This is a genomic window from Mucilaginibacter sp. P19 (genome assembly GCF_050632265.1).
GTDB lineage: Bacteria > Bacteroidota > Bacteroidia > Sphingobacteriales > Sphingobacteriaceae > Mucilaginibacter > Mucilaginibacter gossypii.
The window spans coordinates 1,504,684-1,519,762 of the sequence record NZ_CP192586.1 but is presented as its reverse complement, the minus strand read 5'-3'; the positions used below and the strand labels follow the sequence as shown (position 1 = coordinate 1,519,762).

Annotated in this window: 15 protein-coding genes and 2 pseudogenes; 12 read left to right on the top strand and 5 right to left on the bottom strand. The window is 41.9% G+C overall.

Translation table 11 applies throughout. The features are described 5' to 3' along the window. The first annotated feature begins 46 nt into the window (after positions 1–46). Positions 47–2,291: pseudogene (locus ACQ86K_RS07070) on the top strand (sodium-translocating pyrophosphatase). A 262-nt stretch (positions 2,292–2,553) separates the two neighbouring features. Here the strand turns inward: ACQ86K_RS07070 and ACQ86K_RS07065 are convergent. Beyond that, complete coding sequence (locus tag ACQ86K_RS07065; RefSeq protein WP_091163076.1) at positions 2,554–2,754, bottom strand: helix-turn-helix domain-containing protein; 201 nt, start codon at positions 2,752–2,754, stop codon at positions 2,554–2,556. Positions 2,755–2,757: 3 nt separating this feature from the next. Then, positions 2,758–3,405, bottom strand: a complete 648-nt coding sequence (locus ACQ86K_RS07060; RefSeq protein ID WP_091163075.1) for a DUF2975 domain-containing protein — start codon at positions 3,403–3,405, stop codon at positions 2,758–2,760. A gap of 228 nt (positions 3,406–3,633) precedes the next feature. Here ACQ86K_RS07060 and ACQ86K_RS07055 point away from each other — a divergent pair, with 228 nt between their 5' ends. Then, the gene (locus ACQ86K_RS07055; protein WP_090466905.1) at positions 3,634–4,494 is read left to right on the top strand and encodes a sigma-70 family RNA polymerase sigma factor; all 861 of its coding nucleotides are present in this window, start codon (positions 3,634–3,636) and stop codon (positions 4,492–4,494) included. Between the two features lie 130 nt (positions 4,495–4,624). On the opposite strand, the gene ACQ86K_RS07050 is transcribed toward ACQ86K_RS07055, so the two are convergent. The 3 genes from ACQ86K_RS07050 to tyrS form a co-directional block, all read right to left on the bottom strand. Beyond that, positions 4,625–5,077 (bottom strand): RES family NAD+ phosphorylase, encoded by a 453-nt coding sequence (locus tag ACQ86K_RS07050; RefSeq protein WP_091163074.1) that lies wholly within the window; start codon positions 5,075–5,077, stop codon positions 4,625–4,627. Next, positions 5,077–5,334 carry a type II RES/Xre toxin-antitoxin system antitoxin gene (gene parS, locus ACQ86K_RS07045; RefSeq protein WP_431200812.1) on the bottom strand — a complete coding sequence of 86 codons (258 nt, stop codon included), beginning with the start codon at positions 5,332–5,334 and terminating at the stop codon, positions 5,077–5,079. The genes ACQ86K_RS07050 and parS overlap by 1 nt, the downstream gene beginning before the upstream one ends. Positions 5,335–5,738: 404 nt before the next feature. Next, positions 5,739–7,022, bottom strand: a complete 1,284-nt coding sequence (gene tyrS / locus ACQ86K_RS07040) for a tyrosine--tRNA ligase (protein WP_091163073.1) — start codon at positions 7,020–7,022, stop codon at positions 5,739–5,741. A 210-nt stretch (positions 7,023–7,232) separates the two neighbouring features. Between tyrS and ACQ86K_RS07035 the strand changes: the two genes are divergently transcribed. From ACQ86K_RS07035 to ACQ86K_RS06990, 10 genes and pseudogenes are all read left to right on the top strand, one after another. Further along, positions 7,233–7,523: a hypothetical protein gene (locus ACQ86K_RS07035; protein WP_431200069.1), complete on the top strand. Its 291-nt coding sequence runs from the start codon at positions 7,233–7,235 to the stop codon at positions 7,521–7,523. A 241-nt stretch (positions 7,524–7,764) separates the two neighbouring features. Next, positions 7,765–7,905, top strand: a complete 141-nt coding sequence (locus ACQ86K_RS07030; protein WP_431200068.1) for a hypothetical protein — start codon at positions 7,765–7,767, stop codon at positions 7,903–7,905. 243 nt (positions 7,906–8,148) lie between these two features. Next, the gene (gene rpsA / locus ACQ86K_RS07025; protein WP_091163071.1) at positions 8,149–10,116 is read left to right on the top strand and encodes a 30S ribosomal protein S1; all 1,968 of its coding nucleotides are present in this window, start codon (positions 8,149–8,151) and stop codon (positions 10,114–10,116) included. A gap of 77 nt (positions 10,117–10,193) precedes the next feature. Then, positions 10,194–10,526 (top strand): hypothetical protein, encoded by a 333-nt coding sequence (locus ACQ86K_RS07020; RefSeq protein WP_091163070.1) that lies wholly within the window; start codon positions 10,194–10,196, stop codon positions 10,524–10,526. Positions 10,527–10,537: 11 nt separating this feature from the next. Beyond that, complete coding sequence (locus ACQ86K_RS07015) at positions 10,538–10,723, top strand: ACT domain-containing protein (protein ID WP_431200067.1); 186 nt, start codon at positions 10,538–10,540, stop codon at positions 10,721–10,723. Positions 10,724–10,734: 11 nt separating this feature from the next. Beyond that, positions 10,735–10,932 carry an ACT domain-containing protein gene (locus ACQ86K_RS07010; RefSeq protein ID WP_431200811.1) on the top strand — a complete coding sequence of 66 codons (198 nt, stop codon included), beginning with the start codon at positions 10,735–10,737 and terminating at the stop codon, positions 10,930–10,932. A 360-nt stretch (positions 10,933–11,292) separates the two neighbouring features. After that, positions 11,293–11,841, top strand: a complete 549-nt coding sequence (gene pyrR, locus ACQ86K_RS07005) for a bifunctional pyr operon transcriptional regulator/uracil phosphoribosyltransferase PyrR (protein ID WP_090531558.1) — start codon at positions 11,293–11,295, stop codon at positions 11,839–11,841. A 147-nt stretch (positions 11,842–11,988) separates the two neighbouring features. After that, positions 11,989–12,920, top strand: a pseudogene (locus ACQ86K_RS07000) (aspartate carbamoyltransferase catalytic subunit). A 15-nt stretch (positions 12,921–12,935) separates the two neighbouring features. Beyond that, complete coding sequence (locus ACQ86K_RS06995; RefSeq protein WP_143020688.1) at positions 12,936–13,475, top strand: hypothetical protein; 540 nt, start codon at positions 12,936–12,938, stop codon at positions 13,473–13,475. A 75-nt stretch (positions 13,476–13,550) separates the two neighbouring features. After that, positions 13,551–14,981 carry a serine hydrolase domain-containing protein gene (locus ACQ86K_RS06990; RefSeq protein WP_091163066.1) on the top strand — a complete coding sequence of 477 codons (1,431 nt, stop codon included), beginning with the start codon at positions 13,551–13,553 and terminating at the stop codon, positions 14,979–14,981. Positions 14,982–15,079 lie beyond the last annotated feature (98 nt).

The following is a 15,079-nucleotide window of genomic DNA, read 5'->3' as shown; positions in this document are numbered from 1 at the left end:
CACTGTTAAACCAAGCAGTACTACTTTATTAAACCAAATTTGTGATATGGATTTTCTGAACAATTATTTAATTTATTTAATTCCTGTTTTGGGGCTTATCGGGATCCTTGTTATGGCTATTAAAGCCGCCTGGGTTACCAAACAAAACGCCGGTGACGGCGACATGGCCATGCTTGCCGGTTACATTGCAGATGGCGCTATGGCCTTTTTACGTGCCGAATGGAAAATATTAGGCGGATTTGTTGTGGTTGCCGGTATTTTGCTGGCATGGTCGGGCACAACGGTTGCTACTTCAAGTCCTGTTATTGCCATATCATTTCTGATAGGCGCGTTTCTATCTGCCTTTGCAGGTTATCTGGGGATGCGTATTGCTACCAAAGCTAACGTACGAACCACACAGGCCGCACGGACCAGTTTGGCACAAGCTTTAAAAGTATCGTTTACCGGCGGAACCGTAATGGGCCTGGGTGTGGCCGGTTTGGCTATTATTGGTTTAGGATCGCTTTTTATTGTTTTTTATCAGTTTTATGTTGTTAAAGTAGCAGGCAGCAGTGTTAACGGCGAAGCCATGGCAAAAGCGCTTGACGTTTTAGCCGGTTTTTCATTAGGTGCAGAATCCATAGCGCTGTTTGCCCGTGTTGGCGGTGGCATTTACACCAAAGCGGCCGACGTAGGTGCTGACCTTGTTGGTAAAGTTGAAGCCGGTATCCCCGAGGATGACGTGCGCAACCCGGCCACCATTGCCGATAACGTAGGTGATAACGTAGGCGATGTTGCAGGTATGGGTGCCGACCTTTTTGGCTCATATGTAGCTACTATGCTGGCTACTATGGTGCTGGGCCGTGAAATCGTATCACACGATAAATTCGGTGGTATTGCCCCCGTATTGCTGCCAATGGTAATTGCCGGCCTTGGCTTGATATTTTCGATAGTGGGCGCGGCTATGGTGAAAATCAAATCAGAAACCGACAGTGTGCAAAAAGCATTGAACATAGGTAACTGGGCATCAATTATACTAACTGCTGTAGCTACTTATTTTGTTGTTCAATGGATGTTACCTTCGGACAGAATTTCACATGGTACGTGATGAAGTTAACGGGGTAGTAAAAACTGACGTGATACCTTTTACAAAAAACGGTGTTTTTGGATCGATATTGGTTGGCCTCGTAGTAGGTACTTTAATGTCGATTATAACCGAGTACTACACCGCCATGGGTAAACGCCCGGTATTGAGCATTATCAGGCAGTCGTCAACCGGTCACGCTACCAATATCATCGGCGGTTTATCTGTAGGTATGGAATCAACTGTACTGCCTATCCTTGTTTTGGCATCGGGTATTTACGGGTCATATTACTTTGCCGGTTTATATGGTGTAGCTATCGCCGCCGCCGGTATGATGGCAACAACGGCCATGCAGCTGGCGATAGATGCTTTTGGGCCTATTGCGGATAATGCCGGCGGTATTGCCGAAATGAGCCGCCTGCCCGAAGAAGTACGCCACCGTACCGATAACCTGGACGCTGTTGGTAACACTACAGCCGCTACAGGTAAAGGTTTTGCCATTGCTTCAGCAGCATTAACTTCATTAGCCTTATTTGCGGCTTTTGTGGGCGTTGCAGGCATTGAACATATTGATATTTATAAAGCCAATGTATTGGCAGGTCTGTTTGTTGGCGGAATGATTCCATTCATTTTTTCTGCCTTGGCGATAGCAGCCGTGGGCAGGGCCGCCATGGCCATGGTAGAAGAAGTTAGGCGCCAGTTCCGCGAAATTCCGGGTATCATGACTTACGAGGGTAAACCAGAATACGAAAAATGCGTGGCCATATCTACCAAAGCATCTATCCGCGAAATGGTTGCCCCTGGTTTAATCGCGCTGATCACCCCTATCATCATCGGTTTTGCCTTTGGCCCCGAAGTGTTAGGCGGCTTGCTGGCAGGCGTTACCGTATCGGGCGTATTGATGGGGATTTTCCAAAGCAATGCAGGTGGTGCATGGGACAACGCCAAAAAATCATTTGAGAAAGGCTGCGATATCAATGGCGAGATCTTCTACAAAAAATCGGAACCGCACAAAGCATCAGTAACAGGTGATACTGTAGGTGATCCGTTTAAAGATACTTCAGGCCCATCCATGAACATCCTTATTAAGTTAATGTCGATAGTTTCACTGGTTATTGCCCCGCACCTGAACAGCCATTCGGCTGCAACCAGCGCCAGGATTCAAAAAGAAATGAACAAACACCCTATGAGCATTCATGTGGTTGTTAAAGCAGAGAAAAGCGTTTAATAGCTTTTATAGTTAATGAAGAGAGCCGCCTGTTGAGGGCGGCTTTTTTTGTTTGAACCAGAATTTATACGATTTGCCGGATTATCGGTTTATTAATAAGAACGGGCCGCGGAGAACATAGACGAGATTTGAGAACCTCTATTTAACATAATCCCTTTCACCTTTCACCTTTCACCTTTCACCTTTCACCTTTCACCTTTCACCTTTCACCTTTCACCTTTCACCTTTCACCTTTCACCTTTCACCTTTCACCTTTCACCTTTCACTTGTATTCCAGAATATCCCCCGGCTGGCAGTCAAGCGCCTTACATATGGCTTCGAGTGTTTCAAAACGGATGGCTTTCGCCTTGCCTGTTTTTAGGATAGAAAGGTTTGATATGGTGATCCCTACCCTGTCGCTCAGTTCATTTAATGACATTTTTCGTTTTGCCATCATCACATCAAGATTTACTATTATCGGCATGACTTAAATAGTTAAAGCTTGCTCCTCTTTAAGCCTCGCCCCTTGCTTAAATGCTTCGGCCAGGATAAATATCAAGATAGCAAATACCAGCGTGCCAAAATTAAATGCCGATGTATTGATGATTTTTAGCGGCACATGCAATTTAGCTATTAACACCTGATAGGATACTTGCTGCCCTATATAATCAGTCAATGTAAACAGCAATAACAGCATCCCTGTGCTTTTGATCAGCCTAATACATCGCTGCTCAAATAAAGTACCTTCTACAATATTTACAATAACCTTATTAATAAGATAGGCTATTCTTATTACTATCACAGTTGTAATAAGTATCAGCCCAGTTTCAACCGCGTTTAATGGCCAGCTTACAGATATATTATCATTATTAACTACTATATCACTGTTTATAATTATATTCTTTAAAGTATAGTTTTCACCTATCTTCAATTCGCCCCCATTTTTTTGCGAAATGAAGCTTCCGTCAATAGTGACTTGCAATGTTGGCCCGTATCTTTTAGCGCCATGTATTGTACCCATTCCATCATTGTATCCATCCTTAAACCCCTGCCAGAAATCGGCAGCCATATTCTGAAAAACAAACAAACCAAACACTATATAAACAAGTATTTGCAGGGCACGTACCTTTTTCATTACACTACGATATTAATTCAATTCAAATAAAAACAATATTTATTAAATAACAAAATAAATTTATTGTTTTACAATAAATTTTATGCGATATACATAAATTTAAAATTTTAAATATAAAATTTTACACTGGTATTGCTATTTCTGATTTATATGTTTTATTTTAGAAACAAAATATTAGCTTTGCACGTTCTATTCAGAATATAACGAATAGAGAGGTTTATTAAATAGATGAGACAACTCAAAATAACGCAGTCCATTACCAATCGCGAGTCGCAATCGCTTGATAAATATCTTCACGAGATTGGTAAGGTAGACCTAATAACCGCCGAAGAAGAAGTAATTTTAGCGCAAAAGATCCGCGAGGGCGACCAGGCGGCATTGGAGCGTTTAACCAAAACTAACCTTCGCTTTGTTGTATCTGTTGCTAAACAATACCAAAACCAGGGCCTCACACTGGGCGATTTAATTAACGAGGGCAACCTCGGCCTGATTAAAGCCGCCAAGCGTTTTGATGAAACCAAAGGCTTTAAATTTATATCATATGCTGTATGGTGGATCCGTCAGTCGATATTGCAGGCTATTGCCGAGCAATCGCGTATTGTGCGTTTACCACTTAACCAGGTAGGTTCGTTAAGTAAGATCAGCAAGGCTTTTTCAAAGCTTGAACAGGAGTACGAGCGCGAACCATCGCCCGAAGAACTTGCTGATATATTAGAGACCACTGTTGATAAGATCTCCGACACACTGAGTAACTCGGGCCGTCATGTATCAATGGATGCACCGTTTGTACAGGGTGAAGAGAATACATTGCTTGATGTACTGGAAAACCAGGAGCCAAACACCGATTCGATCCTGATCAATGAGTCATTATCTGAAGAGATCAAACGTTCACTATCAACCTTAACTGAGCGCGAGCGCGAGATCATTGTATTGTTCTTTGGTTTAGGAACTAACCACCCGCTTTCATTAGAGGAAATTGGTGAGAAATTTAATTTAACCCGCGAGCGCGTGCGTCAGATCAAGGACAAGGCACTGCAACGCTTGCGCCATACTTCAAGGAGCAAGATATTGAAATCATATTTAGGTTAATCACAATCTAAAAAGAGATATTAAAAGCCATTGGTTATATAACTGGTGGCTTTTTTCTTTGGTATGGTTAGCTGCGATGTAATGACTGCCCCTCAACGACTAATGACGATTTATCAAAATGACTTAATGGCTAAATAAGCCGCCTGTCAAAACTAAAAGGTTCTCTTTTTAAAAGTTTCACTCCAAAAGAATCGGGATGCAAGGGGTTAAGCAGATAGTTATATTCGGCAGGGACAATTGACGATGGTACTTTCATTAATAAATACTCCTGTTTTTTAAGAAAGGCATCGCCAAGTTGGCGCAAAATTACCGGACCGGATAAATCACGCCAGTCTTCAGGTAATTGCTCAGCCTCCACAGTGATTATTTTACTATCCGGCACTTCAATTTCGGTTATACAATAATTACCCGGAATTATCAACGGATCCAAATGCACTAACACCTCAAGCACCGCTAATGATCTGGAGGAAGCAAGGTAAAGCATCGGTTTACCTTCGCTATTCCAGCGACCGCCATATAATCGTGCTCCGGTGCCGCTCAGATCGGCAGCGTAATTGCATTTGGCAATGCGGTAAAGTATCATCAGGCAAAAACACCGTGCTCAATACGGCCAAGCTCCTTGAAAACCATATCAAAGCCGGCAGATGTATCCAGAATAGTAACCGGCGCCTCACCTCTGAAAACCAACGACGGCGTTTTGATCCAGATCTTGAATTTATCCATCGATTCAAAAACCTCCTCACCACGGGTATAAAGCCGTGCAAGCTCAATAGCCTTTTCGGCATATTCGGTTCTGATGATGGCATCATCCTCGTAACGCTGTAAGGTACGCTCGGAGATATGTAGTATATTGGCAAGCTCCTGGATATTAAGGGAGATTTTTTTGCCAGGGAAAGTAAGGCACTTTTAGGGAAGCCCTTACGCGCCAGACTGATGATATCAAAATCAGAGGATGCTTTTACCTGTTTTGAGCCATTCAATAAACTATAAAACGAAGGCATAGCTCCCTGAACAACATAAGCTGCCATGGGCTCGTTAACCTCATTTTTAGCATCCGGCTTTGATTTGTACGACATATGTACAAATATAATTACCATTTGTCGCATTTACAATACCAAAGACAATAAAAAAGCGATAAGTTTTAGCCTATCGCTTTTTATCACGGGGTCATTGTTCATTAAGTCATTGACCTGTAATTTTAAGACTTACGAAGTTTTGGAAACTTCGTAAGTCTGGTTAAGAGTTTATTCTGCTATTATCAAAAAATAGTTCTTCTTACCTTTTTGAGCTACGATGAATTTACCGCCAATCAAAGCATCTGCATTATAAACATCATCGGCAGTACCTATTTTAACTTTATTGATAGCAACACCACCACCTTGTATCATCTTTTTAGCCTCGCCTTTTGAGGCAAAAACAGCTGTTTTAGCAGCTAAAAGATCAGCAGCATTAATGCCCTGCTCCAGTTCACTCAACGCTATATTATAATTAGGTACACCGGCAAATAAGTCTAACACTTCCGCATCGCTAAGCTCATTCAAAAACTCAATCCCGATATTCCCAAATAAAAACTCTGATGATTTTATTGCCTTCTCGTATTCAGCCTCGCCATGCACACGGATGGTGATATCCTTAGCCAGTGCTTTCTGCAATACGCGGGTATGCGGCGCCGCATCATGCTCAACTTCCATGGCTTCAATAACCTCACGATCAAGCAAGGTAAAAATGCGGATGTATGATTTGGCGTCAACATCAGTAGTGTTTAACCAAAACTGGTAAAACTGGTATGGCGAGGTGCGTTCGGCATCAAGCCACACTGCCCCGCTTTCTGTTTTACCAAACTTGGTGCCGTCGGCTTTTTTGATCAGATTAGTAGTTAGGGCAAAAGCTTCGCCGCTGTCTTTGCGACGGATTAGCTCAGTACCGGTAACAATGTTTCCCCATTGATCGCTGCCACCCATTTGTAACGAGCAGTTATGGTGCTTCCACAGGTAGTAAAAATCATAACCTTGTACCAACTGGTAAGTAAACTCGGTAAACGACATACCTGTGTCGCCTTCCAAACGTTTCTTCACCGAATCTTTGGCCATCATATAGTTAACCGTAATGTGTTTGCCTACATCGCGGATAAAATCAAGAAAAGTAAAGTTTTTGAACCAATCGTAATTATTTACCATTTCGGCACTGTTGGCGCCGGTATTAAAATCAAGGAAACGGGTAAGCTGCTTTTTTACGGCTTCCAGGTTATGCTGCAGCACATCCTCTGATAATAAATTACGCTCGGCCGATTTGCCCGACGGATCGCCTACCATACCGGTAGCACCACCAACCAAAGCATAAGGTTTATGGCCCGCGCGCTGAAAGTGGATCAGGGTCATAATCTGGGTAAGGTGACCAACATGCAATGAATCGGCAGTTGGATCAAACCCGATATACCCCGAAGCCATACCTTTATTTAACATATCCTCGGTTCCGGGCATTTCGGTATGCAGCATGCCGCGCCAGCGTAATTCTTCAACAAAGTTCATATCAAGTTCTGTTTCAAAAAGGTGCAAATATAAATGAAATTGATACACTAATTTAGACACCCTCTGAAAAACTCGTGCAATTCGATCTAATTGTCTGCTACATGAAAAGATTGGTGCCTATAACAGGTTAACTACAGGTAAAATCTGTTTCAAATAATTACTTATATTTTGTATCTTGAGCAAAACCGGGTATTTTGCAAGGCAAGGCTTATGAATTTTTTATCGCATTTTTATTTCGACAGGGATACTACCAACTGTTACCACGTGCTGGGAACGGTGCTGCCCGACTTGTTGAAGAATGCCGATAAAAACATTATCCTTCATCCCGAAAAGCTGCACCATACTGATAACGAGGTCAATTCGATCATATCCGGATGGAACAAGCACCTTGATGTCGACCGGTATTTTCACTTATCTGCTTTTTTTACCACCCGTTCGCATGAGCTCAAAAAACTGTTGGCCCCTGCCCTGATAAACTCGCCGGTAAAACCATTTTTTTAGGGCATATTGCACTTGAGCTGATTATCGATAACCTGCTGCTTACCACCGGCAAAATCAGCGTTACCGAATTTTACGATCATTTAGCCGGTTGCCGGGAAGATAAAATAAGAAGCTTTTTAACCTTTGCCGGGCTTGAGGATACTGCCGTTTTCTTTAAATTTTACGAAGGCTTTAAAAAAGTCAGTACCTGCATACCTATGCCGAAACCCATCAGATTGCCTACGCGTTAAAACGGATCTGTATGCGCGTTTGGAAAAACCCATTCACACCAGAGCAAGAGGTGATAATGGACGAAATATTGAGCAGTTACCGCGAAGAAATGCTGAATGATTTTATGCAGATTTTTGAAGAGATAGATGGTAAATTGAGTGATAAGGCGTAAAATTTTACTTGCTATAACTCATTAATTTATAGCGCAGATAACACACCAAACGATGTTATCAAATGGTTTACTCAACGTAAAATCCCTCCTTAAGTTAACTTTCACTTGCTCAACAATCCTAAAACCCTATAAAAACACCTAAAATATAAGCAATTAACATTAAAAAATTTCTTTTTTCAATAAAATATATCCGTACCTTTGCAGTCCCAATTAACAAATTGGGAAAAGGAGAAAAATTATTTAATGGCAAAAAAACAAGAAGCAGAAAAAGAATTAAAAGCGAAAGAAGCTGAACTGGGTACAGTGAACGCGTCTGGCGAAAAGGAAACTATTGAATCAGAAGCTGATTCAATCTCTATCGAAGAGATCAAATCAAAAATTGCAGCTACACCAAGCGAAGATTTCGACTGGGATGCTGACGACAAAAAATTTGGTAACTACAGCGATGACGACCGTGAGAAATTTGAGAAATTGTATGATGGAACTTTCAGCTCTATCACCAAAGGCGAAATCATCACCGGTACTGTTGTTAACGTTAACAACAAAGATGTTGTACTTAACGTAGGTTTCAAATCAGACGGTTTAGTATCAGTATCAGAATTCCGTGACACACCTGATCTGAAGATCGGTGACAAAGTTGACGTTTTTGTTGAATCGCAGGAAGATGCTAACGGTCAGTTAGTACTTTCACGCAAACGTGCAAAAACTCAAAAATCATGGGAGCGCATTAATTCAGCCCTTGATAACGATGAAATCATCACCGGTTTTGTTAAGAGCCGTACTAAAGGTGGTTTAATTGTTGACATTATGGGCGTTGAAGCCTTCTTACCTGGCTCACAGATCGATATCAAACCTATCAGGGATTACGATGTGTATGTAGGTAAAACTATGGAATTCAAAGTTGTTAAAATCAACCACGAATTCAAGAACGTTGTGGTATCGCACAAAGTGCTTATCGAAGACGATCTGGAAAACCAAAAAACTGAAATTGTTGCTCGCCTTGAAAAAGGTCAGGTATTGGAAGGTACCGTTAAAAACATTACCGACTTTGGTGTATTCATTGACCTTGGTGGTGTTGACGGCTTACTGCACATTACAGATATTTCATGGGGCCGTATTGAGCACCCACGCGAAATTTTATCATTGGATCAAAAAATCAACGTTGTTGTGCTTGACTTTGATGATGAGAAAAAACGTATTGCTCTGGGCTTGAAACAATTAACCCCTCACCCTTGGCAAAGCCTTTCTGAAGACATTCAGGTTGGTTCAAAAGTTAAAGGTAAAATCGTTACCGTTGCTGATTACGGTGCATTCCTTGAAATCATCCCTGGTGTTGAAGGTTTGATCCACGTATCAGAAATGTCATGGTCACAAAACCTGCGTAACCCTCAGGAATTCCTGAAAGTTGGTGACGAGATCGAAGCTCAAGTATTGACTTTAGACCGCGAAGAGCGTAAAATGTCATTAGGTGTTAAACAATTAACTCCTGATCCATGGCAAAACGCTGCTGAAAGGTACGCAGTTGGTACTCAGCACGTAGCTACAGTTAAAAACATGACCAACTTTGGTGTGTTTGTTGAACTGGAAGACGGCATCGACGGCTTAATCCACATCTCTGACCTTTCTTGGTCTAAAAAAGTTAACCACCCTAACGAATTCACTAAAGTTGGTGAAAAATTAAACGTGGTTGTACTTGAACTTGATGTTGAAAACCGCAAACTGAGCTTAGGCCACAAACAGCTTGAAGAAAACCCTTGGGATACATTTGAAACTATCTTCACTATCGACTCGATCCATGAAGGTACTGTTATCAAAGTAACCGACAAAGGTGCTATCGTAGCTTTACCTTACGGTGTTGAAGGCTTCGCGCCAACCAAACACCTGGTTAAAGAAGACGGTAAGAGCTTAAAAGCTGAAGAAGCTGCTGAATTCAAAATCATTGAATTTAACAAAGAAAACAAACGTATCGTTATTTCACACTCACGTATCTGGGAAGAAGCCCGCGCTGATGCCCGCGTACAGGAATTTGAAAACCGTAAAAAAGAAGCAAAAGCTGCTACTAACGCGGTGAAAAAAGTGAAAGACTCTGTTGAAAAATCAACTTTAGGCGATCTTAGCGTATTAGCTCAATTAAAAGAGCAAATGGAAGGTGCAGAAAACAAAGCCCGCAAGGCTGCACCTGCTGCTAACAGCTCTGAAGAAGAAGCATAATTTTAGCTTAAGCTTATATAAGCCCCTTCGGTTATCCGGAGGGGCTTTTTTTGCTCTATTAATTTTATATTTATAGGATGAAAACCTTTATCATAAATACATTTACGTTTAAAACCACCCGTATCTTACTTTTATTAACGTTACTTATTGTTTTTATCATGTTTGGTCTAAACTTCAATCGTATGATGATTCCTTTCGCTATTTATGTGAGTGTTATTTCATTTTCTCTTGTAATAGCCACCTTAGGCTACACAGGATTTATAGTAAGAATAATTTATTTAAGGGAATCATTTTCAAAATCGCCAAAGGACGATAGCTCTATGCATCTTACCGTACTAAGCCTATTATTTGGATTTTCTGTATTCATAGCTGTAGGAATGGTTTTGCCAGCTTTAAATTACCCACGATAATATAATAAATAATGGCCACCGGAGAAACCAACCTCAACACCCTGATAAAAAACATGACACCTGTGCTTAATGAAGGCGATTATGTTTATTGCACAACTACATCATTAAACAACATCAATACCGATGACATCATAGCCTTTTTTAAAGAACAGGAAGCGGTAACCCTCATCCTAAAAAAGAAACAGCCGACACGCTAAATCTTGAATACATCTATATTGTCTCCTGGATCACCTTAACCATACATTCATCGCTGGAAGCCACCGGCCTTACAGCCGCTTTTGCGACCGCGTTGGCTAAAGAGAATATCAGTTGTAATGTAGTAGCAGCTTATTATCATGATCATATTTTTGTGGCAAAAAAAGATGCGGAAAGGGCGATGTTGGCGTTGGAGAAATTATCGAAATAATTTCTTTATTCAAAAAGCCACCTGTCATTCTGATTAAATTAAATCCGCGACCTTTGAAGGAAAGATAACATATGCCTACCGTCATGCCGAATTTATTTCGGCATCCCATAGGACAGGTGGCCGCTTTGCTTAACATGCCCGCTTAGCGAGTGGGGTGCTGAAACAAGTTCAGCATGACCTTGATTCTTATTATGTCATGGGTAGCGATAGCGAAGAATCTTCTGCAAGATACAGTGCGCCTATCCAGGGCGAAGAAGACCCTTCGTTCCTCAGGATGATAAATCTCAAACTCCCCACTTTCAAAACTCATCCTCCAAAACTGAAAACAAATTATTACTTTTGCCCAAATCCACCCATACGATGCAAAATCTAACACTGCTCGACGGACAAAAGTTTCAAATTACCATACAACGTTTATGTCGCCAGTTAATTGAAAATCATAACGACTTTTCAAATACAGTATTAATTGGCATTCAGCCACGTGGCATTTATTTGGCCAAACGCGTTGCCGAAGAATTAAGAAAGATCCTTCCTGATAAAAATATACTGCAAGGCGACCTCGATATCACTTTTTATCGCGACGATTTCCGCCGCCGCGAGTCACAACTCGTACCTAATCAAACCAAGATAGATTTTATTATTGAAGGTAAAAAAGTGATCATGATGGATGACGTACTGTGGACCGGCCGCACCATTCGCGCCGCAATGGATGCCATGCAGGCATTTGGCAGGCCTGAAAAGATAGAGCTACTGGCTTTAGTTGACCGCCGCTATTCGCGCCACATCCCAGTGTCTGCGGATTATGTTGGCATCGAGGTTGATTCTATCGCATCACAAAAAGTAGTGGTTAGCTGGAAGGATACTGATGGAGAGGATAAGATAGTGCTGGTATCGGAAGTACAGGAGTAATAGAATTAATAATATGTCATTGCGAGCGATAGCGCGGCAATCGCATACTATACAGAGCAACCTGCATAGTTCGCGATTGCTTCGTACCTCGCAATGACATAACTAATAATACAACAAGGAATAAAATATAACAGGAAAATAACTGAGATGGCAGGACTGAGCACACGACACTTATTGGGTATAAAAGATTTGAACCGGGCAGATATTGAGCTGATATTTGAAACTGCCGATACTTTTAAATCTGTTTTAAACCGGCCGATCAAGAAAGTGCCGTCGTTACGGGATGTTACCATCGCCAATATTTTCTTTGAAAACTCAACCCGTACCCGTTTATCATTTGAGCTGGCCGAAAAAAGGCTTTCGGCAGATGTGATCAACTTTGCGGCATCGTCATCATCTGTAAGCAAGGGCGAAACCTTGATCGATACAGTAAACAACATCCTGGCCATGAAGGTTGATATGGTTGTAATGCGTCATCCGTACGCAGGTGCCGGGATCTTCCTGTCAAAACACGTAAAAGCACAGATTGTAAACGCTGGAGACGGTGCACATGAGCATCCTACCCAGGCTTTGCTTGATGCTTTCTCTATCCGTGAAAAATACGGCGATGTAGCCGGAAAAAAGTGGTGATTGTGGGCGATATCCTTCACTCGCGCGTAGCACTTTCCAACATCCTTTGTCTTAAACAATTAGGCGCCGAGGTTATGGTTTGCGGGCCAACCACGCTTATTCCTAAATACATTGGCTCATTGGGTGTAAAAGTTGAGCACAACCTCATCAAAGCGCTTAACTGGTGCGATGTTGCCAATATGCTTCGTATTCAGCTGGAACGTCAGGATATTAAATATTTCCCGTCTCTGAGGGAATACACCATGCTTTTCGGTCTTAATAAAACCATTCTCGACTCATTAGATAAAGAAATCACTGTAATGCACCCCGGCCCTATCAACCGCGGCGTGGAGATCACCAGCGATGTAGCCGACAGCAAACAGTCTATCATTCTCGACCAGGTAGAAAACGGTGTTGCCGTACGTATGGCAGTGCTTTACCTGCTGGCCGGACAAACACCAACCATATAAGTGCATGTTTCAGATATGAAATTCAATTTTAAAACATATCTGAAACATACTTATAAAACCGAACTGGTTTATCTTGCCGTTATTGTTACGTTGTATTTTTACGACCATAGCAATCTCATTTTCCTTTTATTTTTCCCATTCTCGTTTGTACAGGGCTATTATCGCTATCAATACAAACTAACTCAGGCCGAAAAGCTCAAAGCCCGTGGTCTCACCGAAGAAGACATCGACAACATTAGCTTCGTAAAAAAGTGGGAGCATTCGCGCAAACGTGGCATGTGGAATTACTGCATTATCGACGGCGGATTTATTTTCGGGTTGGCTATATCCCTCATCACAAGTGTTGCCTGGTTAATTCTTAAAGGCAAGGACATGCACACATTGCTTGCCGAACCCGGCGATATGTTCGCTTTTATCGGTTATAATTATATCATCGGGGCCAGTATTGCCGTTATCATATTCCGCATGAAATGGAAACACAACGAGAAACGTTTTGTGCGCCTAACTGATCCTTTGGCTGATAATTACTTTGCCAAAGATTACCAGGACATTTAAGCCAGTAGTCGTAAGTCTATTTTTTTCTTCAGACTAAAGACTAAACGACATTTAATTAAACACGAATTACTTTTCATGAAACTCAGGTTCTGTTTTATCTTACTTTTATTTACCCCGGGCGTAACATTTGCCCAAAGCCATCAGCAATTTAAAACTGATTCGGTATTTGTGTTGGTGAAAAAATTCTTCAACGCCAAACAGGCCGACTCCATCTATACCTTAACCGGACCAAACTTCAGGCATGCTGTAAGCGCGGGCCAGTTCCGCAGCCTCACCGAACAACAATTGTTCCCCTTAAATGAAATAAAAGGTTCAACTGTGATCAGCTTTGTTAACAACAAGGTAAGTACTTACAAACTGGTATTTCAATCGGCAACATTGCAGCTGCTTATGAGCCTCGATGCAGGGAATAAAATTGAGCTCTTCCTGTTTCAGCCCTATAAAGACATTAATGCCGATAAGACCACACAGGTACCTACATCCAACAAACTACTCAACACAATGGACAAACAGGTTGATGAAATTGCCCGCCCGTATATTCAAAAAGTAAATACAGTAGGCCTTAGTATAGGCGTATTAAAAGATGGCCAGATCAGCACCTACAATTACGGAGAAACCGCACGCGGCAACAACCAGCTACCAACTGCCAATACGCTGTTCGAAATTGGCTCTATTACCAAAACATTTACAGCTACCCTGCTGGCTTATTACGCCAACGAGGGCAAAGTAAAATTAACCGATCCAATTACCAAATACCTGCCCGATTCGGTAAAAACCAATGCGGCGTTGAATGATATAACCTTGCAAACGCTAAGCAATCATACATCCGGCCTGGCAAGGATCCCGGAGAACCTTCAGTTTGATTCGGCCAGCGCGGCAAATCCTTATAAAAGTTATAGTAAACGGCTACTGTTTAGTTATCTAAAAACCTGCAAACTCAATAGCAAGCCGGGAGAACAATATGCATATTCTAATTTAGGAGTGGGTTTATTAGGAACGATATTATCACAAATAAGTGGAAAAACATTTGATCAGATGGTGCAGGAAGTAATCTGCGGTCCTTTGGGGATGAAAAATACCGTACAGCATTTAAGCGCTTTACAAACCTCCCACTTTACTAAAGTATACAGTCAATACGGTGATGCAACAGTAGCCTGGGATTTTAACGCCCTTGCCGCTTGCGGAGCCCTGCATTCAACGGTAAATGACCTGCTGATATATGCAAAGGCTAACATGGCTAATGGCACTGATAAGCTATCAGAGGCTTTTGAACTAACACACCAGATCACCTACAGCAAAGATGCCAAAATAGCCCTTGGCTGGCATATCATCTTGGTTGATGGCGTAGAATACATTTTCCATAATGGCGGCACTTACGGCAGTAGCAGCTTCCTCGCTTTTAATGCCGATAAAAAGCTTGCTGTGATTGTATTATCAAACGCTGCTGAAAGTACGGATGCTGTGGGGACGGGCATTATTAAGAAGTTGCAAGCGGAGGTTAAATAATTTAAAACCATGTCACTGCTGAGCGAAGCGCGACAATCTTGTAACCAATGCGTTTCCGCTCTGTATAGCTACGGGATTGCCGCGTCGCACCCAGGCTC